We start from the raw sequence: 20,479 nt of genomic DNA on the forward strand, positions 1-20,479 counted from the left end.
GTCGGAAGCGGCTTGTACCGTCGCCTGCATGTCGACGATCACGACCGCGCTGGCGACGACCGCCCGCTGGGATGATGTGCAGCGCGCGCTCACCGGGGGCGGCGACGGGGCGAGCTGTCAGTGCATCTGGCCGGTGCTGCCGAACAAGGACTGGAATCAGACCACCACGTCTCAGCGCACCGAGATGTTCCGCGCCGAGATCGACGAGGGTCCCCCTCCGGGGCTGGTCGCGTACGTCGATGGCGAGGCCGCAGGTTGGATCCGTATCGGACCGCGCACCCGTCAGGCCCGGATCCCCCGCACCCGCATGATCGCCGCGTCGAGCACCGAGCCGTTCGACGACGAGTCCGTGTGGGCCGTCACCTGCTTCGTCGTCCGCAGGGAGCATCGCGGCACCGGGCTGAACACGGAGCTGCTCGACGCCGCGATCACCTTCGCCCGGGAGTCCGGCGCCCGCGTCATCGAGGGGTATCCCGTCGACACCCGTGGCGAGAAGCAGCGCGCGAACGATCTGTACCACGGCACACTCGGGACGTTCCTCCGCGCGGGTTTCACGGAGAAGGCGGTGATGAAGGCGGGGCGCGTGCTCGTCACCCTGGATGTCGCGCCGAACGGGACCGATAGCGTGAAGGCATGAGCGACGCGAACCCCTCCCTCGACGATCCCGACCTCGGACCGCTCCACCGGGCGACCTCCGAGCTCGACGACGGCTCCGTCCTCACCCACGACTGGTTCGTCGGCAGCGTCGAGGTCGATGGCAGCACCTACGAGCTGATGGTCGAGGGCGCGTCGCCGGACGAGGTCGCGCCGCTGCTCCCCCGGCTGCGTACGGTCGTCGCCGCCCTCCCGGGCCTTCGCCGCGTCGCCTCGGATGCCGTGGTGACAACGTTCAGCACCGGCGATCCGGACCACACCGAGCTCGACGAGGCGGCGGACGACCTGGAGCTCGAGACCATCGAGGCCTCCGGCGACGGCACCGTCGTCCTCCACTTCACGGACTCCTGCGGTGAGCACTTCCCGGAGGGCTACTGGCCCGCCGTGCACCTCGATGCCGAGGGCGCCGTGGCCACGGTCACCGTCGAATCCTGAGGCGGCCCGATCCGATCGACCGCCTTCAAGACGACATGCCCCTCCGGTCATACGATGGAGGGATGCAGCGCCGCACCCTCCCTCCCGCGATCGTGTGGGCGTTCGTCCCCTATGCCGTGGTCTCCGCCTTGCACGTCGTGCTTCTGGCGCTCGGCCACGATCTCGCGGGTCCGACGAAGCTGCTGCTCATGCCGCTGCTCACGGTGCCGGTCCTCGTGGCGGCGCGACGGATCGACCCGCCCGTGACGGTGACCCTCCTCCTCGTCGCCCTGCTCTTCTCCTGGCTGGGGGACGGCGCGGGCGCGCTGTTCCCCGCGGCACCCGAGCTTCCGCTCATGCTGGGCTTCTTCGGTCTCGCGCACATCGCCTACATCGTCCTCTTCGCCCGCCACCTGGCGCGTCGCCGGCTGCCGTGGCGGACGACCATCTACGCCGTCTGGTGGATCGCGATGATCCTCGTCCTCGGCCCGCACACGGGCCCGCTCCTCATCGGCGTCGCGCTGTATGGCCTGCTCCTCGCGGGCACCGCGGCGTTCGCTGCTCGATGCCAACCGCTGGTCGCGACGGGCGGTGCGCTCTTCCTGGCGAGCGACACGATCCTCGCTTTCCGGCTCTTCCTTCCGGATGCCCTTCCGTCCTGGAGCAGCCCCGCCGTGATGCTCACCTACACGCTCGGCCAGGGCCTGATCGTCGCCGGCGCCCTCGTCTCCCTGCAGCGGAGGGCCGCCTGATGGTCGACAGTGCGCGGGTGGATAGCTGGCTCTGGGCGGCGCGCGTCTACAAGACCCGGTCGGCGGCGACCACCGCATGCCGTGCGGGGCATGTGCGCGTCAACGGCGACAAGGCGAAGGCTGCACAGGCGGTTCGCGTGGGCGATGAGCTCCGTATCCGCATCGCGGGCTTCGATCGGATCCTGATCGTGCGCCAGATCCTCGCCAAGCGTGTGGGCGCGCCGCTGGCCGCCCTCGCCTACGAAGATCGGACGCCGGAACGGGAGCCGCAGGCAGCCCTCGGCGTCCGAGACCGCGGTGCCGGACGACCGACGAAGCGAGAGCGTCGGGACATCGACCGTCTCCGCGGACGAGGCGATATACAACACGACTGAACCCTTCCTGCGTTCGAACATACGTTCTAAAATCGAGGTATGACGAACCAGCCGACCGCACCCCTCGACTTGGAGGAGCGGAGGCGCGTGCGAGACGCCTGGACGGCGACCCGTCGACGCATCGCAGCGCTGGAGGCAGAGGCTGCGGAGCTGCTGGTGGCGCAGATCGCTTTCCATGACGAAGACGTGGCCGCGGCCCCGCACCACCGCGATGCCATCCACCGCTCGATGGTCGCCGAGTACGCCGCGGCGGCGCGTCTTTCCACCGGCACCATGGAGTTCGCGTTCGCTGATGCTCTCGCCCTGAGCACGGCACTCCCCCGCGTGCGAGAGGCCTTCCACACAGGGTCTCTGAGCTCCTCGCACGTGCGGGAGATCGCGCGGGCGAGCGCCGTCGTGGCCGAGGCCATCCGTAACCGCGCCGTCGCGCCCGAGACGATGGCGCTGTTCGAGACGGCGGTGCTCGTCGTCGCCGAAGCCGAGACCGCGGCGCGCACGCGGGTGCATGCCCGTCGCGTCACCTCCGCGCTCGTCGGGGAGACGATCACGGAGCGACACCGCCGCGCCGCGGACGAGCGCTGCGTTACTGTGCGATCGGTCGACGACGGCCTCGCGGTCCTGACGGCCATACTCCCGGAATGGGCGGCGGTGGCGATCGCCGACCGGCTGAGCCAGCTCACGCGAACGGTGATCCGGGGGCGCGATATGGGGACTGCGGGTGCTGCAGGACCGACTAGTGACCCGGGAAGTACGCGTGACGCGGAGACTGCGCGTGATGCGGGATCTGCGTCCGACGCGGGGTAGCCGACGGACGGAGCGACACGTCGCCTGCCTGTTCAGCACGACGGACTGCTGACTCCTCACGGCGTCGCGACGGATCGCCCGTGCGGCGAGGCTCGGTCGGACCCGACGATCTCCAGCGTCGATGGCGACACCTACGCCCTCGACCCCGAGGCGGAAGTGGCCCCTTCTGACACCCGTACGTGGAGCCAGGTGCAGGCCGACCTTCTGACCGATCTGCTCCTCACCGCCGATCCGAGCGCCGTCGAGGGCGACGGTCTCATCGGGGTGCGCGGCCGCCTGCAGGTGACCGTGGCGGCGACGACCCTCGCAGGGCTCGACAACCGTCCAGCCGAACTGGACGGACACGGCGCTCTGCACCCGGACATCGCGCGGGCTCTCGCCGGTCGCGACGGCGGATGGACGCGGTTGTTCCTCGATCCGCACGGGCAGGTCGTCGAGACGGACGCCTACAGCCCGACCGAGAGCATGCGCCGGCTGCTCCGGGCCCGCGATCAGCACTGCCGGTTCCCGGGGTGTCGCCAGCCGGTGCACCGCTGCGACCTCGACCACACCTGGGATCACGCGAAGGGCGGCCCGACCCGCGTCGACAACCTCGCGCACCTCTGCCGCGGACACCATGTGCTGAAGCACCCCGATATCCCGGAGCCTCAGCGCTGGACGGTACGGCAGCGCCCCGGTGGGGTGCTCGAATGGCGAAGTCCCCTCGGCGCGGTCCACACCGATCACGCCCCACGTCGGGTCGCGTTCGTCTGAAACGCGCCGCCATCACGACGACGGGTCCTTCGAGCACCTCGATCCACGGAGCGAAGCGCCCGCGTCTCGCTCTAGGCGTCGAGAAGACGGAGGAGCCAGCCGCTCGAGCGCACCTGCGCCCCGGCGGCCTCGACGCGGGACTGCAGCCCGCGGTCACTGGTCACCGCGAGAACCGGCGACGTGCTGGCGACCCGGCGTTCGACCTCGGCCACGATCGCGTCGTCACCGGCGCCTTCGGCGCGCACGACATCCAGGGCCGAGCTCGCGACTCCGGCTTCTGCGGCCGCGGCGTCCGCGGTTGATCCCCCCACAGCAGCCTCCGCGATGTCCCGGGCGCGACCTTCCACGACGAGCGAGACCTTCGGGAACCAGGCGTGCCCCGCGAGCCCGAGGTCGTCCGCGGGCACCGACAGCCCGGTCAGACGATCGCGCAGGCGTGCCGCGGCTCCGGCGCGGTCCTTCCACCAGCCGTCCGGGACCGAGCCCACGACGTTGGCAGCGTCCACCACGACCACCGGATGCGCCGAGAGCTGCGCCCGCAGCGTCGGCCACGCCGCACCGAAGCCGGGGTGCAGCGGCAGCGCGTCCACGTCCTCGACGGGCACCCACGACAGCGCGACGCTCTCGGGGTCGCTGATCACGGGGTCGAAGGGCGTCCGTACGTCGGCGACGACAGTGGTGTACGACCAGATGCCGAGATCGAGCACGCTCGTGAAGCGCGGCCGCACCGCGCCATCCGGTACTCCCGCCTCCTCCTGCGCCTCCCGGACGGCACCGACGATGGCCGCTTCGCCCTCATGGAGCGCGCCGCCGGGCAGGCCCCAGGTGCCGCCGAAGTGGCTCCACGCCACGCGATGCTGCAGCAGGATGCCACGCTCCGGGTCGACGGCGAGGAGACCGGCGGCACCGAAGCGCCCCCAGTACCGCTCACCGGTGTCCGCGACCACCCAAGCATCGCCCGGATCGCGCGGCCCCTCGGGGCGACGCGGTTCACCGGCGGCGGGAGGTACGACAGTCACCCCCTCAGCTTTTCACAGCATCGGGGTTCCGGCGCCACCGCCGCGACATGCGCGGCAACGAGTCAGCGCTGGCGACGCTCCCGCACGCGCATGTTGATGACGATCGGCGTGCCCTCGAACGGGTACAGCTCGCGTAGGCGGCGCTGGATGAACCGGCGGTAGCCCGGGTCGAGGAAACCTGTCGTGAACAGCACGAACGTCGGCGGACGGGTCGAGGCCTGCGTCCCGAAGAGGATGCGCGGCTGCTTCCCTCCGCGCACCGGGTGCGGGTGCTCGGCGACGAGCTCGGCGAGGAACGCGTTGAACTTGCCGGTCGGGATGCGGCGGTCCCAGTTCTCCAGCGCCATCTCGAGCGCCGGGACGAGCTTGTCGAGGTGACGACCCGTCTTCGCCGAGATGTTGACCCGCGGAGCCCAGGCCACGTGGGCGAGGTCCTGCTCGATCTCGCGCTCCAGGTAGCGGCGGCGGTCGGCGTTCTCCAGGTCGTCGTCGTTGAGGCGATCCCACTTGTTGAACGCCAGGACGAGCGCGCGACCGGACTCGAGCACGAGGTCGATGATCCGCACGTCCTGCTCGCTGATCGACTCCGACACGTCGAGGACGACGATCGCGACCTCCGCCTTCTCCAGCGCGGCCGACGTGCGCAGCGACGCATAGAAGTCGGCACCCTGGGCCATGTGCACGCGGCGACGGATACCGGCCGTGTCGACGAGGCGCCACATCTTGCCGCCCAGCTCCACGACCTCGTCCACGGGGTCGCGAGTGGTGCCGGCGAGATCGTTGACGACGACGCGCTCCTCCCCCGCGGCCTTGTTCAGCAGCGAGGACTTGCCGACGTTCGGGCGCCCCAGGATCGCGACGCGACGCGGACCGCCGATCTCCTGCTTCGCCACCGCGGAGATCTCCGGCAGCTTCGTCAGCACGGCGTCGAGGAGGTCGGCGACACCACGACCGTGGATCGCGGAGACCGGGTGCGGCTCCCCGAGACCCAGGTTCCACAGGGCGGCCGCTTCCGGCTCCTGACGCGCGTCGTCGATCTTGTTGGCGACGAGGAAGACCGGCTTGCCGCTCTTGCGCAGCAGCTTCACGACGTGTTCGTCGGTCGACGTGGCGCCCACCATGGCGTCCACGACGAACAGCACGACGTCGGACAGGTCGATCGCGACCTCGGCCTGTGCCGCGACCGAACGGTCGATGCCGCGGGCGTCTGGCTCCCACCCGCCGGTGTCGACGACCGTGAAGCGGCGGTCGTTCCACTCTGCCTTGTACGTGACGCGGTCGCGGGTGACGCCGGGGGTGTCCTCCACGACGGCCTCGCGACGGCCGAGGATCCGGTTCACGAGCGCGGACTTGCCCACGTTCGGGCGCCCGACGATCGCCACCACCGGGAGCGCCGGCAGGAACTCGATGCCGTCCTCGCCCAGTGCCACGCCGGCGAGGAGCGCGGCGTCCTCGTCGTCGAGCTCGTAGTCGGCGAGCCCGGCCCGCAGGGTCTCCGCGCGCTGTTCGGCGAGCTGGTCATCGATCTGCTCAAGCTTCTCGGCGAGCTGGTCGGGACCGCCTTCGTATTCGTCGTCAGCCACGGTCTGCTCCTCGGAGTCGTTCGATCACCGAGAGGACGGCGTCGATGGTCTGGGGGAAATCGAGCGCGGTCGAGTCGACGACCTCCACGCCTTCCGCGGCGTTGAGGAAGTCGACGACGGCACTGTCGGAGGCGTCGCGCTTGTGCAGCGCGTCCGCGACGGCGGCGGCGTTCTCGCCGGCGAGCTCGCCCGCGCGGCGTGCGGCCCGCACCTCCGGCGCCGCGGTCAGCAGGATGCGCACGGGCGCATCCGGTGCCACGACGGTCGTGATGTCGCGTCCTTCGACGACGACGGCCGGGTACGGCGCCTCGGCGACCAGCGCCCGGAAGAGCTCGTTGACCTGGGTGCGCACCTCCGGCACGCGGGCCACGCCGCTCACGGCACCGGACACACGGGGTTCGCGGATCGCCGCCGTCACGTCGACGTCGCCGACGCGCACCGTGCGGTCGTCGGGGTCGAGCCCGAGACGGACCGGGAAATCGGCGGCCGCAGCGCGCACGGCCTCGGCGTCGTCGGTGTCTGCACCGCGATCGAGCACATGCCAGGCGAGGGCCCGGTAGGCCGACCCGGTGTCGAGGTAGCCGTAGCCCTCGCGACGTGCGATCGCCTTGGAGACGCTCGACTTGCCGGACCCGGCGGGCCCGTCGATGGCGATGAACTTCGTGGCGGAGATGGTGGAGGTGTCAGTCATTGGTGTTCCCTGCGATGCGCCAGCCGCGTTCCTGGAGCCCGGTGATCGCGCCGTGCAGCGCCGCGGGGTCGACACTGATCTCGGCGAGGCCGAACTGCGCGCCCGGAGAGTGCTCCAGTCGCAGGTCCTCGACGTTGACGCCGAGCTCGCCGAGCTCGCCGAACAGGCGCCCCAGTTGACCGGCGGTGTCGTCGACCATGACGACCAGTGTCTCGAAGCGCCGGTTCTGCCCGTGCTTGCCGGGGAGGCGCTCGACGCCGTCGTTGCCCTGGCGGATGGTCTCCGCGAGCACGCGTCGAGCTCCGGGAGCACCGGGAGCCCGCAGCGCATCGGCGACCTCGCTCAGATCGGTCGCGAGCGCGTCGAGGATCTCGACGACGGGACCGGCGTTGGCTCCGAGGATCTGCACCCACAGTTCGGGAGCGGACGCAGCGATGCGCGTGGTGTCCCGCACCCCCTGCCCGGCCAGACGGAGAGCTCCCTCCTCAGCCCCGGCGAGACGCCCGGCGAGGAGACTCGCGACGACCTGCGGCACATGCGAGGTGAGGGCGACGGAGCGGTCGTGCTCCTCCGGAGTCATCTCCAGCGGCATCGCGCCGACGTCGAGCGCCAGCGCCTCGACCAGCGCGAGGTCCCGCGCGGCGGTGTCCTCGTCGCGGCACACGACCCACGGCCGCCCGATGAAGAGATCGGCCCTGGCCGAGATCGCCCCGCCGCGCTCGCGACCGGCGAGCGGGTGGGAGCCGATGTAGCGGGCGAGGTTCACGCCCCGCTCCCGGAGCGTGCGGAACTGCTCCAGCTTGACGCTCGCGACATCCGTCACGACAGCGTCGGGGTACCGCTCGAGCTCGGCCTGGATCACGTCGGCGGTCACGTCCGGCGGCACGGCCACGACGACGAGCACAGGCGCGTCGTCATCCTGCGGAAGGCGTCCGGCGCCGTAGTCGACGGCGAGGCGCAGCTGCGCGGGGGACGCGTCGGTGAGGACGACGTCGATGCCCTTCGCACGCAGGGCGTGGCCGACGCTGGCGCCGAGCAGCCCGGCGCCGACGATGCGCACGGTGCCGGACAGACGCGGCGCCACGGCACCGGTCTTCCGCGCCGCGGGCGCACTCGTCGTCTGGGTCATTCGCTCTCCTGCTCGCCTGGCGCCTCGGCGACACCGGATTCCCGGCGCGCGAGAGTCAACAGCGCGCCGAGTTCGATTTTACTCAGTTCCCGCGTCCGGCCCGCCGGGAGGGTTCCCAGGTGCAGCGGACCGAACTGCCGCCGCACGAGTTCCATCACCGGATGGCCGACCGCGGCCATCATCCGGCGCACGATCCGGTTGCGTCCCGAGTGCAGGGTGAGCTCGACGAGGCTCGAGCCGCGCGACGTGTCCAGCAGCCGGGCCTTGTCGGCGGCGATGGGGCCGTCCTCCAGCTCGATGCCCTTCGTGAGCTTCGAGATGGTCTGCGCCGTCACCGCGCCCTCGACCTTCGCGATGTAGACCTTGGTGACGCCGAAGGAGGGGTGCGCGAGCACGTGCGCGAGCTCGCCGTCGTTGGTGAGCAGCAGCAGTCCGCTGGTCTCGGCGTCCAGACGCCCGACGTTGTACAGCCGCTCCTCGTAGTCCTTCGTGAAGCGTCGGAGATCGGGGCGTCCGCTCTCGTCGCGCATGCTGCTGACCACACCCGTCGGCTTGTTCAGCATCACGTACCGCTTGGACACGTCGAGCTGCACCGCGGTGCCGTCCACGTCCACGAGGTCGCGCTCCGGGTCGATGCGGCGACCGAGCTCGGTGACCACCTGGCCGTTCACGCGGATGCGTCCCTCGACGATGTACTGCTCGACGACGCGACGGGACGCCACACCCGCCGCGGCGAGCACCTTCTGCAGCCGCACGCCCTCGGGGGCGGTGGAGTCGTGGGTGTCGGTGGTCATCGGACCGTCCCTTCGTCGAAGCCGTCGGCGCCGTCGTCGAGGAGCGGCGAGATCGGCGGAAGCTCATCCAGCGAGTTGATACCGAGATGCTGGAGGAGTGCATCGGTGGTGCCGTAGTTGATCGCGCCGGTCTCGGAATCGGCGAACAGTTCGGTGATCAGCCCTCGCGCGAGGAGGGTGCGGACCACGGAGTCGACGTTGACCGCGCGGATCGAGGCCACCTGGCTCCGGGTGACCGGCTGCTTGTACGCGATGACGGCGAGCGTCTCCAGCGCCGCCTGGGAGAGTCGGGCCGGAGCCTGACCGCCGACGAACTCCGCCACGACCGGATCGAGGTCCTCGCGGACGTAGAGCCGCCATCCGCCGCCGACCTCCCGCAGCTCGAAGCCACGCCGAGGACCCGCGCCTCGGCCGTCATAGTCCTCGACCAGCGACTCCACCGTCTGCCGGACGGCGGGCACCGGCGCCCCGACCGCCGCGGCGAGGGCCACCAGGCCGATCGGCTCGTCGACGATGAAGAGGATCGCCTCCACACGCTCGCTGAGCGGGAGCTCGGCACCCGTCACGGCGTCGGGCTCCTCGTGCAGCCCGGTCTCTGCCGCGGTCACGTCATCGGTCATAGTCGGCCCCCAGGGTCGCGAGTGTCTCGTCCGACCAGGAGTCGGCGGCCCAGCGGAGCGTGAGCTCCCCGAGCGGTTCCAGTTGTTCGAAGGAGAGCGCCGCGTGCCGGTACAGCTCCAGCACCGAGATGAAACGGGCCACGACGATGCCCGGCTCGGTGACGCCGGCGACCAGCTCGCGGAAGCTCAGCGATTCGGTGCCGCGCAGCAGAGTGACGACGATGGCGGCCTGCTCGCGGATGCTGACCAGGGGTGCGTGCAGATGGTCGAGGCCGACGTGCGGGATCTCCTTCGGCGCGAAGGCCAGGAGCGCCAGCGCCGCGAAGTCGTCGGGCGTGAGCGACCAGACGAGCTCGGGCGTCTGCTTCCGGTGCTTCTCCTCCAGTGGCACCGCACGCACATGGCGGCGGTCCTCCCGCTGCAGGCACCGCGAGAACCAGGCGGAGACCTCTTTGAACGCGCGGTACTGCAGGAGGCGGGCGAAGAGCAGGTCGCGCGCTTCGAGCAAGGCGACGGCCTCGGCATCGACGAGCTCGCCCTGCGGCAGCAGGCCCGCGACCTTCATGTCGAGCAGGGTCGCGGCGACGACGAGGAACTCCGAGGCCTGATCCAGCTCCTCCTCGTCCTCCAAGTCGGCGAGGTACGCGATGAACTCGTTGGTGACGGCGCTCAGCGATACCTCGGTGATGTCCATCTCATGCTTCGAGATGAGGTTCAGCAGGAGGTCGAAGGGGCCGTCGAAGTTCGACAGCGAGACGCGGAACCCGCCGGCGTCGTCGGTCGAAGAAGACTCCACGGCGTCGACGGCGTCGGCGGGTGCCGGGACCTCAGCGGTTCCGAGCTCGTCAGGCGACGGCGCCACGGGCGACCAGCTCCCTGGCCAGCCGCAGGTATGCCTGTGCGGCCGCGTGCTCCGGAGCGAACTCGGTGATCGGGACCCCCGAGACCGACGCGTCCGGGAACTTCACGGTGCGGCCGATCACGGTCTCCAGCACGTCGTCGCCGAACGCCTCCACGACCCGCTCCAGCACCTCGCGCGAGTGCAGCGTGCGCGGGTCGTACATGGTCGCCAGCAGGCCGTCCATCTCGATGGAGGGGTTCAGGCGATCGCGGACCTTGTCGATGGTCTCGATGAGGAGCGCGACACCACGGAGCGCGAAGAACTCGCACTCGAGCGGGATGATGACGCCGTGCGCCGCCGTCAGCGCGTTCACGGTCAGCAGACCGAGCGACGGCTGGCAGTCGATGAGGATGACGTCGTACTCCCCCGCCACCTGCCGGAGGACGCGGGCCAGGATCGTCTCGCGGGCGACCTCGTTGACGAGGTGCACCTCCGCGGCGGAGAGGTCGATGTTCGCGGGGAGGACGTCGAGGCCGGGCACGTTCGAGTGCACGATCGCGTCGTGCGCGTCGCGCTTCGTGTCGAGCAGGAGGTCGTAGACAGTCGGGACGTCGTGCGTCTGGATGCCGAGACCGGCGGACAGCGCGCCCTGTGGATCGAAGTCCACGGCGAGCACCTTGCGGCCATACTCCGCGAGCGCGGCGGCGAGGTTGATCGAGGTCGTCGTCTTGCCGACGCCGCCCTTCTGGTTGCAGAGGGCGATGATGCGGGCCGGGCCGTGCGACTTCAGAGGCGCCGGGATCGGGAAGCCCTGGTACGGACGGCCGGTGGGTCCCATGGGGGTGTCGTCGGCCTTCTGCGCCTTCGCCCTGGACTTCGCCACTTTCTCAGCCACCGGTTCTCCTGCTCCTTCGTGCTTGCTCGATTGTAGCCGCCACGCGTTCCCCCGCCGTCCCGGCGCGCGGCGGGCGGTCACCGAACAGCCCTGGAGTGCGCGCTCAGCGTGCGCGGGGGTGCGAGGTCGCGTAGATGTCGCGGAGAGCATCCACCGACACGTGCGTGTAGATCTGCGTCGTCGCGACCGAGGAATGCCCCAGCAGCTCCTGCACCACCCGCACGTCGGCGCCGCCCTGCAGGAGGTGCGTCGCGAACGAATGCCGCAGCGTGTGCGGGGAGACCTCGGCGGTGAGCTGCGCGCGCTCGGCAGCGGAACGGATCACCAGCCACGCGCTCTGTCGCGAGAGAGGGGCACCGCGCGCGCCGAGGAAGAGCCGGGCCGATGCACGGCCCTTCGCCGCGAGTTCCGGCCGGACCCGGGTGAGGTAGGCGTCGACGGCCGTGCGGGCGTACGAGCCCACCGGGACGATGCGCTCCTTCGAACCCTTGCCGCGCAGGCGCAGCACCTCGCCGTGCGCCATGTCGTCGACGTCGAGCCCGACCGCCTCCGACACCCGGGCGCCGGTCGCGTAGAGGAGCTCCAGGAGCGCCCTGTCGCGGATGCCGAGCGGCTCCTCGGCCGACGGCGCGGCGAGCAGGCGCTCCACCTGGTCGATCGTGAGGGCTTTCGGCAGCCGGCGCGGGGTCTTCGGCGGGCGGAGCCGTCCGGTCGGATCGTCCGCCTCGATGCCCTCGCGGGCGAGGAACCGGTGCCAGCCGCGCACCGAGGACTGCAGGCGCGCCAGGCTCGTCGCGGCCGGCGGCGGCTCCGCAGACGCGCGGGCGGCGATGAAGCGGTCGACGACAGCGGGCGTGATGTCCGCGGTGTCGTCGATTCCCTCCGCTGTGAGCCAGTCCCGGTAGCCCGCGAGATCCCGCCGGTAGGCGCCGACCGTGTGACTGCTGAGCCCGCGCTCGATCGTCACATGACGCAGGTACGCGTCGAGGGCGCGATCGAGCAGCATGCTCAGCTCCGGTCGCGCAGCCTCTGCGCGGCGGCCAGGACGCCGATGGAGAGGATGCCGTTGTGCAGGCGTCCCTCCAGGACTCCGGCGACGGCCTCCTCCAGCGGCACCCACGCGACGCGGATGTCGGCTTCCTCGTCCTCGCGGTCGTGCGCGGTCTCGGCGGCTGAGAGTCCGGTCGCGAGGAACACCCGGATGAGCTCGTCGTTACCGCCGGGCGTCGTCCACGACGACACCAGGGGCTCCCAGTGGGCGGCGACGAGGTCGGCTTCCTCCGCGAGCTCGCGACGGGCGGCCGCCAGCGGCTCCTCCCCCGCGATGTCGAGGAGACCGGCCGGCAGCTCCCAGTCGCGGTGACGGATCGGGTGCCGGTACTGCTGGATGAGCAGGACCCGCTCCTCGTCGTCCAGCGCGAGGATCGCGACCGCCCCGGGGTGGGCGACGTACTGGCGCACGATCTCGCCGTCGCCGTAGCGGACCCGGTCGGAGCGGACGTCCCAGACATACCCCTCATAGACGAGGTCGCTGCTCAGGACCTCCGGCTCGAAGGGCTCGTCCCGCAGCGGCTCCGCGACGCCCGGCGCCTCCGACTCACTCATCGACGGGCACGTCGAACAGCTCGCTCGCGCGGTGACGCGCGATGGCGGCACCGACGAGACCGCGGAACAGCGGGTGCGGGTCGGTCGGACGCGAGCGGAGCTCCGGGTGCGCCTGGGTGGCGATGTAGTACGGGTGCACGTCGCGCGGCAGCTCGACGTACTCGACGAGGTCCAGCTCGGGGTTCAGACCCGAGAACACCAGGCCGGCCTCGGACAGGCGATCGCGGTAGGCGTTGTTGACCTCGTAGCGGTGACGGTGACGCTCGGACACCTCGGCGGTGCCGTAGACCTCACGCGCCAGCGAACCCTCCGCGAGAGCCGCCTTGTACAGGCCGAGGCGCATGGTGCCGCCGAGGTCGCCGCCGTCGAGGATCTCGATCTGCTCGGCCATGGTCGCGATGACGGGCTGCGCGGTGTCCGGGTCGAACTCGCTGGACGAGGCTCCGGCGATCCCGGCCACGTCGCGGGCGTACTCGATGACCATGCACTGCAGACCCAGGCAGAGGCCGAGGGTCGGGATGCCCTGCTCGCGGGCGAACTTCAGCGCGCCCAGCTTGCCCTCGATGCCGCGGATGCCGAAGCCTCCGGGGACGCAGATGCCGTCCAGCTCGGCCAGCTGCTCCTGCGCGCCCTCGGGGGTCTCGCAGAGGTCGGACGGGATCCAGCGGATGTTGACCTTCGTTTCCTGCGCGAACCCGCCCGCCTTGAGGGCCTCGGTCACGGAGAGGTAGGCGTCCGGCAGGTCGATGTACTTGCCGACGAGACCGATCGTGACCTCGTGCTTCGGGTTGTGCACGGCGTGCAGCACCTTGTTCCAGCGCGTCCAGTCGACGTCGTCCGCCTTCTGGTCGAGGCCGAGGCGGCGCACGATGTAGGAGTCGAGGCCCTGCTCGTTGAGAGTCGACGGGATGTCGTAGATGCTCGGCAGGTCGACGGTGTTGATGACGCCTTCGACGTCGACGTCGCACATGAGGGCGATCTTGTTGCGGTTGCTCGCGCTCACCGGGCGGTCGCTGCGGAGCACGAGGGCATCGGGCTGGATACCGACCTGACGGAGGGCTGCGACCGAGTGCTGAGTCGGCTTGGTCTTCTGCTCGCCGGACGCACCCATGAACGGCACGAGCGAGACGTGCACGAAGAACACGTTGTCGCGGCCGAGCTCGTGACGAAGCTGGCGCGCGGACTCGAGGAACGGCTGCGACTCGATGTCGCCGACCGTGCCGCCGACCTCGGTGATGATCACGTCGGGACGCGGGTCCTCGGTCGCCTGCAGCCGCATGCGGCGCTTGATCTCGTCGGTGATGTGCGGGATGACCTGCACGGTGTCGCCGAGGTACTCGCCGCGACGCTCACGGGCGATCACCTGGGAGTAGATCTGGCCGGTCGTGACGTTGGCCGCCTCGGACAGGTTGATGTCGAGGAAGCGCTCGTAGTGGCCGATGTCGAGGTCGGTCTCCGCACCGTCGTCGGTGACGAACACCTCGCCGTGCTGGAACGGGTTCATGGTGCCCGGATCGACGTTCAGATACGGGTCGAGCTTCTGCATGACCACGCGGAGTCCGCGGGCCGTCAGGAGGTTGCCCAGGCTGGCCGCGGTGAGCCCCTTGCCCAAAGACGAAACGACACCACCAGTCACGAAGATGTGCTTGGTCGTGTCGTTCTTGGGCCCCGCAGAAGAAGAGTTCATCACGGGCTTCTATCCTAACAGTTCGTTCAGACGCCGAGGCTGAGAAGCTCGCGGGCGTGGGTGAGTGCGGCATCGGAATCCGCAAGTCCGGAGAGCAGACGAGCCATCTCGGCCTCGCGCTCCTCCCCGTCGAGCCGCCGCACGCTGGAGGCGGTGACGGCGCCGTCGTGCGATTTCACGACGGTGAGGTGGTTGTTCGCGAAGGCGGCGACCTGCGCGAGATGGGTGACGGCGATCACCTGCGACTTCTCGGCGAGTCGGGCGAGTCGCCGCCCGACCTCGATCGCCGCCGCGCCGCCGATGCCCGCGTCGACCTCGTCGAACACGAAGGTGGGCACCGGGTCGGTCGCCGCGATGACGACCTCGATCGCGAGCATCACCCGCGACAGCTCGCCGCCGGAGGCCCCCTTGGCCACGGAACGGGGTTCGGCGCCGGGGTGCGGGGCGAGCAGGATGGCGACGTCGTCGCGGCCGTGGGCGCTCTCGAGGCCAGGGGCCACGGAGACCTCCAGACGAGCGTCCGGCATCGCCAGGGCGTGGAGCTCGGCGGTCACGGCTTCTCCGAGCCGGACGGCGGCCTCGCTCCGCGCCGCGGTGAGAGCATCGGCGCGGGCGTCGAGCTCCGCCCTGGCCTCGTCGCGCTCGGCGGAAAGGCGCTCCAGGCGCTCCCCGTCGTCGTCGAGCTCTGCCAGCCGCGCGGAACCGGTCTGCCACAGCGCCAGCGCCTCCGCCAGCGAACCGTGCTGACGGATGAGGACGCCGAGCGCGGCCCGGCGCTCCTCGACGGCGGCGAGCTCGTGGGGTCCGGACTCGTCGAGGTCGGCGAGGAAGCCGGAGAGCGCACCGGCGGCGTCGGCGATCCGGTAGCCGATGTCGGCAAGGGTCTCCGCGACCTCCGCCAGCTTCGGGTCCGACACGCGCTCGATCGCTCGGCGGGCTTCGGCGACCAGCGCCGAGGCATCCGGCTCGCCCTCCTCGTTCGAGAGAGTGCCGTGCGCCAGAGCTGCAGCGAGTCGCAGCTCCTCCGCGTTCGCGAGGCGCTCGGCACGGGCCGTCAGCTCCTCGTCCTCGCCCTCTTCCGGGGCGGTGGCTTCGATCAGGGCGAGATCCTCCCGCAGCCGGGCGGCCTCCTCGGCGCGCCGGTCGCGGTTCGCGGTGATGTCGATGATCTCGGCATCGAGCGTTCGCCAGCGCTCGAACGCGGCCTGGTACTCCTCCAGCGCCCGAGCGATCGGTTCACCGCCGAAGCGGTCGAGGGCGTCGCGCTGCGCGGCGGCCGACCGCAGCCGCAGCTGCTCGGACTGTCCGTGCACGACGATGAGCTCGTCCGCGAGCGAGGAGAGCACCCCCGCCGGCGCGGCGCGGCCGCCGACGCTCGCGCGACTGCGACCCTCGGCGCTGAGGGTGCGCGACACATACAGCTCGGCGGTGCCGGCACCGGCCGGCTCCAGCTCTCCGCCGGCCTCGGCCACGATGTCGGCGACCTCGCCGGTCTCAGGCACGATCCACACCCCCGCCACCGACGCCTGCGCCGCGCCCTTGCGCACAGCCCCCGAGTCGGCGCGCTGGCCGAGGAGCAACCCGAGTCCGGTGACGACCATGGTCTTGCCCGCGCCGGTCTCTCCGGTGATCGCCGTGAAGCCCGGGCCGAGCGGCAGGACGGCGTCGGCGATCACGCCGAGCCCCTGCATGCGCATCTCCTCGATCATGCGTCGCTCCTCCGCTCCTGCCCGCGCCAGCCCTCGACCGGCAGCTGGAACTTGCGGACGAGACGGTTCGTGAACGCGGTCGGGTGCAGGCGCGCGAGGCGGACCGGGCGCGACGAGCGACGCACCACGACGCGGGCGCCCGGCGGGAGGTCGTGGGAACGACGGCCGTCGCACCAGAGGATGCCGGAGCCGTCCGTCCGCTCCAGCATCTCGATGGCCACGGCCGCATCGGGGCTCACCACGAGCGGCTTCGCGAACAGGGCGTGTGCCGACAGCGGGACCACCGCGATGGCCTCGACCGTCGGCCAGATGACCGGTCCGCCGGCGGAGAAGTTGTAGGCGGTCGAGCCGGTCGGGGTGGAGATGACCATGCCATCGCAGCCGAAGCTCGACAGCGGCCGCCCGTCGATCTCGAGCACCACTTCGATCATGCGCTCGCGGCTCGCCTTCTCGACGGTCGCCTCGTTCAGGGCCCAGGTCTCGAAGACGACGCCCCCGGACCTGTCCTTGACGCGCACCGACAGGGCCAGGCGCTCCTCGACGTCGTAGTCGCGGGCGATGACACGGCGCATCGCGTCGTCCATGTCGTCGCGGTCGATCTCCGCGAGGAAGCCGACGTGTCCCATGTTGATGCCGAGCACCGGGGCGCCGCTGTCGCGGACGAGTTCCGCCGCACGGAGGATCGTGCCGTCGCCACCGAGCACGATCGCGAGTTCGAGGGACGCCGGACCGGCGGAGGCGTCCAGCACCTCGACGTCCGCGAAGAATGCATCGACGGCGGCGAGTTCCGCGTGGTCGTCGGCCGCCAGGACGGGGCGCACTCCCGCGCCCCGGAGGGCATCGACCACCCGACGGGCGGCCGCGACGGTGTCGACGCGACCCGCGTGGGCGACGACCAGGATCCTGCGCTCGTTCATCGTCCCCCTGCCAGCCGGTTGATGGTGTCCATCCATTCTGTCGGATTGCTCCCGCCGCCCGGCACGAGGTGCACGAGATACTCCGCATTGCCGTGAGTCCCGAGGATCGGGGAGGCGACGATCCCCGCCATCCCCATCCCCGCGTCCCAGGCACTCCACACCACGCGGGCGACGGCGTCGGCACGGGTGGCCGGGTCGGTGACGAGGCCGCCGCGCACGGCCGTCCGTCCGACCTCGAACTGCGGTTTGACCAGCAGCAGCACGTCGGCGCCCGGCGCGGCCACCGCGACCACTGCGGGCAGTACGAGCTCGAGCGAGATGAAGGAGAGGTCGCCCACCACCAGTTCCGGCGGCGCGGACTCCCCCGTCGCTGCGGCGAGGCTGTCGCGTTTCATGTGCCGCACGTTGAAGCCCTCGACCGCCGTGACGCCGGAGTCGGCGGCGACCGAGGGGGCGAGCTGGCCATGCCCGACGTCGACGGCGAGCACACGGCGCGCGCCGCGTTCCCGGAGCACCTGGGTGAACCCGCCGGTCGATGCCCCCATGTCGAGGGCGAGGCGCCCCTGCACCGGGATGCCGAAGCCGTCGAGGCCCGCAACGAGCTTGTGCGCGGCGCGGCTGACGTAGTGGTCGGCGCCTGCGACCGTGATCGTGTTCGAGTCGTCGACCGCCGTCGAGGCCTTGACGACCGGGCGGCCGTCGACGCTCACGAGGCCGTCGGCGATGAGGGTGGCGGCATGCGTGCGCGAACGGGCGAGTCCTCGGAGAGCGAGGGCGGCGTCGAGTCGCGTCATCGTGATCCTGGGGTCTCCCGCTGTTCCAGCCGGGATCCGCTCTCGAGCCGTCGCGAGAGTTCGTCGTGCAGGGAAGAGTAGGCGTCTGCGCGTGCGGCGAGCGGCTGCCCTTCGATCAGACGCAGACGACTCCACAGGCCGTCCGTCGGCGCGCTGGTCGTCGTCTCATCGCTCACGCTTCCACTGTACGCGGCACCGCCGACGGCCGACGGCGCCACGCGTGGCTCAGGGGCGGTGGAACGGGTCGTCGTACAGCCGCTCCGGCACCCGCAGGACGAAGACCGGCGTCCCCGAAGCCCAGATGGCGGCGGCACCGGCGCGCAGCAGGTCGAGCTGGTCCCCGGACTCCGCCACGATCTCGACATCCGCGCCGTGGACGCGGACGGCGGCACCGTTCACGTCGTAGACGCCGTCGGTCACCACGGGCTCGGGATACGGCTCGTGCAGGCCGCGCAGGTCACCGAGGATGTAGGTCGGGCGCGATCCCTCGGGCGCGGCGAGGACGTGCTTGGGACGGTCGATACCGGTCAGCACCAGGGCGGACTCGATCCCCGCACGGCTCGCACCCATGATGTCGGTGTCGAGACGGTCGCCGATGAAGAGCGCCTTCGTCGCCCCGAAGCGGGCGAGCGCCTCCTCGAAGATCGGAGTCTCCGGCTTGCCCGCCACCGTCGCCAGACGGCCGATGGCCGTGTGGACGGCGGAGACGAGGGTGCCGTTCCCCGGCGCGACGCCGCGCTCACGCGGGATCGTCCAGTCGGTGTTCGTGGCGATCCACGGGATGCCGCCCTCGTCCTCGGGGACCTTGAGGGCGAACGCCGCCTCGGCGAGATCGGTCCAGGCCACCTCGGGGGCGAACCCCTGGACCACGGCCGACGGTGCATCCTCGGCGCTGCGTGTCACCGTGTAGCCGGCCTTCTGCACCTCATCGACGAGGCCGTCACCGCCGACGACGAGGATGGTCGCCGGCGCCGGCACGATCCCGGACAGCAGACGCATCGCCGCCTGCGGGCTCGTGACGACGTCCTGCGGAGCCACGTCGAGTCCGAGACTCGTGAGGTGCGCGGCCACGGAGGCGTCGGTGCGCGAGGCGTTGTTGGTGATGTAGCCGAGACGCACCGCGTGCGCCGCCGCGTTCAGACTCTCCACCGCATGCGGCAGAGCGCCGGGACCCGCGTAGACCACGCCGTCGAGATCAGCGAGGACGGTGTCGACGCCCTGGAGGGGCGTCAGTCCCACGGGTCGCTTCCGCGCCTTCGCTGTGAAGAGTCCCACTACGCCTCCGGCTTCTCGGATGCGGAGGGCGAGTCGTCCTCCGTCTCGTCATCCGTCTCGTCGTCCTCACCGAGAAGCTCGCGCACCTCGTCCTCGATGGACGGCTCGGCGGGCTCGGGGGTGTCGGTCGTGTCGTCGGCTTCCGTCGCGTCGTCGGCGACGTCCTCGACGGAAGCGACGTCGGCTTCGGAGAACTCGGCTTCGGAGAACTCGTCCTCGATGAGGCTGTCCTCCACGTAGAGCTCCTCGTCGCCGGCCTCGTCCACGCCGAGAGCCTCAGCGGCGACCTCGGCGCGGTGCGCCCAGAACTCCGCCTCGTCGGTACGCCCGAGGTCCTCCAGCACGGCGGCCCGCGCGGCGAAGAGCGCGGGGCTCCACTCGAACGCGCGATCGGGGTCAAGCTCCGGAATCTCGAGCTCGCCGAGGGCCAGCTCCAGGTCTCCCTGGTCCAGCCGAGCGCCCGACATCGCGATCGCGAGAGCCACGCGCACCGGGGTGGCGAGGGCCGACCGGTCCACGGCCCGGCCGGTCTCGAGCGCGCGGTCGGGACGCCCGATGCCGCGCTCGCTGTCGACCATGAGGGCGATCTGGTCGTCCTTGCCGGAGATCCGGCGATAGGTGCGCAGCTCGCGCAGGGCCAGGGCGAAGTCGCCCGTCGCGTAGGCGGTGATGCCGAGAGTCTCGCGGACGATCGCGATCCGGCCGGCACGACGCGAGGCCGCCAGCGCATGCTCGTGCGCCAGAGCGGGATCCTCGTCGATCAGCCGGGACGCCATCGCCAGGTGTCGGGCGACGAACTCGGCGTTCTCCTTGCTGAGCGTCTTCAGCTCGTTGCGCGCGGACGGGTGCAGGTCGCGTGCGGTGACCTCGTCCGGGAGGCGCGGCTCATCGAACCGCGGACGCTCGTTCGCCGCGTTGGCCGGACGTTCCCGGCCGGCGCCGCCACGCTGCGGGAAGGACCGCGAACGGTCGCTCCCCCGCTCACGCTCGAACCCGCCCTCGCGACGCGGAGCGGAGTCACGGTTGTAACCACCCTCACGGCGAGGGCCGGAGTCCCGGTTGTAGCCGCCTTCGCGACGCGGAGCGCCGTCGCGGTTGTAGCCACCCTCACGACGCGGCGCACCACCGTCACGGTTGTAGCCACNTCACGGTTGTAGCCACCCTCACGA

23 protein-coding genes are annotated in these 20,479 nt (G+C 71.1%); 6 read left to right on the forward strand and 17 right to left on the reverse strand.

The window, feature by feature from the left end; all coding sequences use genetic code 11:
* Positions 1-28 precede the first annotated feature (28 nt).
* The 6 genes from BK819_RS15250 (at position 29) to BK819_RS15275 (ending at position 3,751) form a co-directional block, all read left to right on the forward strand.
* The gene (locus tag BK819_RS15250; RefSeq protein ID WP_071329878.1) at positions 29-637 is read left to right on the forward strand and encodes a GNAT family N-acetyltransferase; all 609 of its coding nucleotides are present in this window, start codon (positions 29-31) and stop codon (positions 635-637) included.
* Entirely contained in the window at positions 634-1,089 is a 456-nt protein-coding gene (locus tag BK819_RS15255) for a hypothetical protein (RefSeq protein WP_071329879.1), read from the forward strand. Before BK819_RS15250 ends, BK819_RS15255 begins: the two co-directional genes overlap by 4 nt.
* A 62-nt stretch (positions 1,090-1,151) precedes the next feature.
* On the forward strand, positions 1,152-1,820 hold the full coding sequence (locus tag BK819_RS15260) for a lysoplasmalogenase family protein (protein WP_071329880.1): 669 nt from the start codon (positions 1,152-1,154) through the stop codon (positions 1,818-1,820).
* The gene (locus tag BK819_RS15265) at positions 1,820-2,194 is read left to right on the forward strand and encodes an RNA-binding S4 domain-containing protein (RefSeq protein WP_071329881.1); all 375 of its coding nucleotides are present in this window, start codon (positions 1,820-1,822) and stop codon (positions 2,192-2,194) included. The genes BK819_RS15260 and BK819_RS15265 overlap by 1 nt, the downstream gene beginning before the upstream one ends.
* 39 nt (positions 2,195-2,233) lie before the next feature.
* On the forward strand, positions 2,234-2,998 hold the full coding sequence (locus tag BK819_RS15270; protein WP_071329882.1) for a DUF222 domain-containing protein: 765 nt from the start codon (positions 2,234-2,236) through the stop codon (positions 2,996-2,998).
* 156 nt (positions 2,999-3,154) lie between these two features.
* A complete protein-coding gene (locus BK819_RS15275) occupies positions 3,155-3,751 on the forward strand; it encodes an HNH endonuclease signature motif containing protein (protein ID WP_256209490.1) in 597 nt (198 codons plus the stop codon).
* A gap of 71 nt (positions 3,752-3,822) precedes the next feature.
* Here the strand turns inward: BK819_RS15275 and BK819_RS15280 are convergent, their stop codons facing one another.
* From BK819_RS15280 to BK819_RS15355, 17 genes are all read right to left on the reverse strand, one after another.
* Positions 3,823-4,770 carry an NUDIX domain-containing protein gene (locus tag BK819_RS15280; protein WP_071329884.1) on the reverse strand — a complete coding sequence of 316 codons (948 nt, stop codon included), beginning with the start codon at positions 4,768-4,770 and terminating at the stop codon, positions 3,823-3,825.
* A 62-nt stretch (positions 4,771-4,832) separates the two neighbouring features.
* Positions 4,833-6,353, reverse strand: coding sequence for a ribosome biogenesis GTPase Der (gene der, locus BK819_RS15285; RefSeq protein ID WP_025105139.1), 1,521 nt, complete (start codon positions 6,351-6,353; stop codon positions 4,833-4,835).
* The gene (cmk, locus tag BK819_RS15290) at positions 6,346-7,044 is read right to left on the reverse strand and encodes a (d)CMP kinase (RefSeq protein WP_071329885.1); all 699 of its coding nucleotides are present in this window, start codon (positions 7,042-7,044) and stop codon (positions 6,346-6,348) included. The genes der and cmk overlap by 8 nt, the downstream gene beginning before the upstream one ends.
* The gene (locus BK819_RS15295) at positions 7,037-8,173 is read right to left on the reverse strand and encodes a prephenate dehydrogenase (protein ID WP_071329886.1); all 1,137 of its coding nucleotides are present in this window, start codon (positions 8,171-8,173) and stop codon (positions 7,037-7,039) included. Before BK819_RS15295 ends, cmk begins: the two co-directional genes overlap by 8 nt.
* Positions 8,170-8,967 (reverse strand): pseudouridine synthase, encoded by a 798-nt coding sequence (locus BK819_RS15300; RefSeq protein WP_071329887.1) that lies wholly within the window; start codon positions 8,965-8,967, stop codon positions 8,170-8,172. Before BK819_RS15300 ends, BK819_RS15295 begins: the two co-directional genes overlap by 4 nt.
* Positions 8,964-9,587 carry an SMC-Scp complex subunit ScpB gene (gene scpB / locus BK819_RS15305; protein ID WP_071329888.1) on the reverse strand — a complete coding sequence of 208 codons (624 nt, stop codon included), beginning with the start codon at positions 9,585-9,587 and terminating at the stop codon, positions 8,964-8,966. The genes BK819_RS15300 and scpB overlap by 4 nt, the downstream gene beginning before the upstream one ends.
* Entirely contained in the window at positions 9,577-10,449 is an 873-nt protein-coding gene (locus BK819_RS15310) for a ScpA family protein (protein WP_071329889.1), read from the reverse strand. The genes scpB and BK819_RS15310 overlap by 11 nt, the downstream gene beginning before the upstream one ends.
* Positions 10,433-11,266: a ParA family protein gene (locus tag BK819_RS15315; protein ID WP_164498181.1), complete on the reverse strand. Its 834-nt coding sequence runs from the start codon at positions 11,264-11,266 to the stop codon at positions 10,433-10,435. The genes BK819_RS15310 and BK819_RS15315 overlap by 17 nt, the downstream gene beginning before the upstream one ends.
* 160 nt (positions 11,267-11,426) lie before the next feature.
* Entirely contained in the window at positions 11,427-12,329 is a 903-nt protein-coding gene (gene xerD / locus BK819_RS15320) for a site-specific tyrosine recombinase XerD (RefSeq protein ID WP_071329890.1), read from the reverse strand.
* 2 nt (positions 12,330-12,331) lie between these two features.
* Positions 12,332-12,928 carry an NUDIX hydrolase gene (locus tag BK819_RS15325; protein WP_071329891.1) on the reverse strand — a complete coding sequence of 199 codons (597 nt, stop codon included), beginning with the start codon at positions 12,926-12,928 and terminating at the stop codon, positions 12,332-12,334.
* Entirely contained in the window at positions 12,921-14,615 is a 1,695-nt protein-coding gene (locus BK819_RS15330; RefSeq protein WP_071329892.1) for a CTP synthase, read from the reverse strand. Before BK819_RS15330 ends, BK819_RS15325 begins: the two co-directional genes overlap by 8 nt.
* 26 nt (positions 14,616-14,641) lie before the next feature.
* The gene (gene recN / locus BK819_RS15335; RefSeq protein WP_071329893.1) at positions 14,642-16,324 is read right to left on the reverse strand and encodes a DNA repair protein RecN; all 1,683 of its coding nucleotides are present in this window, start codon (positions 16,322-16,324) and stop codon (positions 14,642-14,644) included.
* The gene (locus BK819_RS15340; RefSeq protein ID WP_071329894.1) at positions 16,321-17,241 is read right to left on the reverse strand and encodes an NAD kinase; all 921 of its coding nucleotides are present in this window, start codon (positions 17,239-17,241) and stop codon (positions 16,321-16,323) included. The genes recN and BK819_RS15340 overlap by 4 nt, the downstream gene beginning before the upstream one ends.
* A complete protein-coding gene (locus tag BK819_RS15345; protein WP_071329895.1) occupies positions 17,238-18,035 on the reverse strand; it encodes a TlyA family RNA methyltransferase in 798 nt (265 codons plus the stop codon). Before BK819_RS15345 ends, BK819_RS15340 begins: the two co-directional genes overlap by 4 nt.
* On the reverse strand, positions 18,032-18,211 hold the full coding sequence (locus BK819_RS16440) for a hypothetical protein (protein WP_143049329.1): 180 nt from the start codon (positions 18,209-18,211) through the stop codon (positions 18,032-18,034). Before BK819_RS16440 ends, BK819_RS15345 begins: the two co-directional genes overlap by 4 nt.
* Before the next feature lie 49 nt (positions 18,212-18,260).
* Positions 18,261-19,310: an HAD-IIA family hydrolase gene (locus BK819_RS15350; RefSeq protein WP_071329896.1), complete on the reverse strand. Its 1,050-nt coding sequence runs from the start codon at positions 19,308-19,310 to the stop codon at positions 18,261-18,263.
* Positions 19,310-20,086, reverse strand: coding sequence for a hypothetical protein (locus BK819_RS15355; RefSeq protein WP_071329897.1), 777 nt, complete (start codon positions 20,084-20,086; stop codon positions 19,310-19,312). Before BK819_RS15355 ends, BK819_RS15350 begins: the two co-directional genes overlap by 1 nt.
* Positions 20,087-20,479: the final 393 nt, after the last annotated feature.

It is taken from the genome of Microbacterium sp. LCT-H2, from assembly GCF_001866135.1.
Lineage (GTDB): Bacteria > Actinomycetota > Actinomycetes > Actinomycetales > Microbacteriaceae > Microbacterium.

Bases quoted from the DNA above. Each gene is read 5' to 3' on its own strand.
- BK819_RS15315 (WP_164498181.1), bottom strand. From the start codon at position 11,266: ATGGGACCCACCGGCCGTCCGTACCAGGGCTTCCCGATCCCGGCGCCT.
- cmk (WP_071329885.1), bottom strand. From the start codon at position 7,044: ATGACTGACACCTCCACCATCTCCGCCACGAAGTTCATCGCCATCGAC.
- recN (WP_071329893.1), bottom strand. From the start codon at position 16,324: ATGATCGAGGAGATGCGCATGCAGGGGCTCGGCGTGATCGCCGACGCC.
- BK819_RS15330 (WP_071329892.1), bottom strand. From the start codon at position 14,615: ATGAACTCTTCTTCTGCGGGGCCCAAGAACGACACGACCAAGCACATC.
- xerD (WP_071329890.1), bottom strand. From the start codon at position 12,329: ATGCTGCTCGATCGCGCCCTCGACGCGTACCTGCGTCATGTGACGATC.
- BK819_RS15265 (WP_071329881.1), top strand. From the start codon at position 1,820: ATGGTCGACAGTGCGCGGGTGGATAGCTGGCTCTGGGCGGCGCGCGTC.
- BK819_RS15340 (WP_071329894.1), bottom strand. From the start codon at position 17,241: ATGAACGAGCGCAGGATCCTGGTCGTCGCCCACGCGGGTCGCGTCGAC.
- BK819_RS15255 (WP_071329879.1), top strand. From the start codon at position 634: ATGAGCGACGCGAACCCCTCCCTCGACGATCCCGACCTCGGACCGCTC.
- BK819_RS15300 (WP_071329887.1), bottom strand. From the start codon at position 8,967: ATGACCACCGACACCCACGACTCCACCGCCCCCGAGGGCGTGCGGCTG.
- BK819_RS15345 (WP_071329895.1), bottom strand. From the start codon at position 18,035: ATGACGCGACTCGACGCCGCCCTCGCTCTCCGAGGACTCGCCCGTTCG.
- BK819_RS15270 (WP_071329882.1), top strand. From the start codon at position 2,234: ATGACGAACCAGCCGACCGCACCCCTCGACTTGGAGGAGCGGAGGCGC.
- scpB (WP_071329888.1), bottom strand. From the start codon at position 9,587: ATGACCGATGACGTGACCGCGGCAGAGACCGGGCTGCACGAGGAGCCC.
- BK819_RS15260 (WP_071329880.1), top strand. From the start codon at position 1,152: ATGCAGCGCCGCACCCTCCCTCCCGCGATCGTGTGGGCGTTCGTCCCC.
- BK819_RS15295 (WP_071329886.1), bottom strand. From the start codon at position 8,173: ATGACCCAGACGACGAGTGCGCCCGCGGCGCGGAAGACCGGTGCCGTG.
- BK819_RS15325 (WP_071329891.1), bottom strand. From the start codon at position 12,928: ATGAGTGAGTCGGAGGCGCCGGGCGTCGCGGAGCCGCTGCGGGACGAG.
- BK819_RS15355 (WP_071329897.1), bottom strand. From the start codon at position 20,086: ATGGCGTCCCGGCTGATCGACGAGGATCCCGCTCTGGCGCACGAGCAT.
- BK819_RS15250 (WP_071329878.1), top strand. From the start codon at position 29: ATGTCGACGATCACGACCGCGCTGGCGACGACCGCCCGCTGGGATGAT.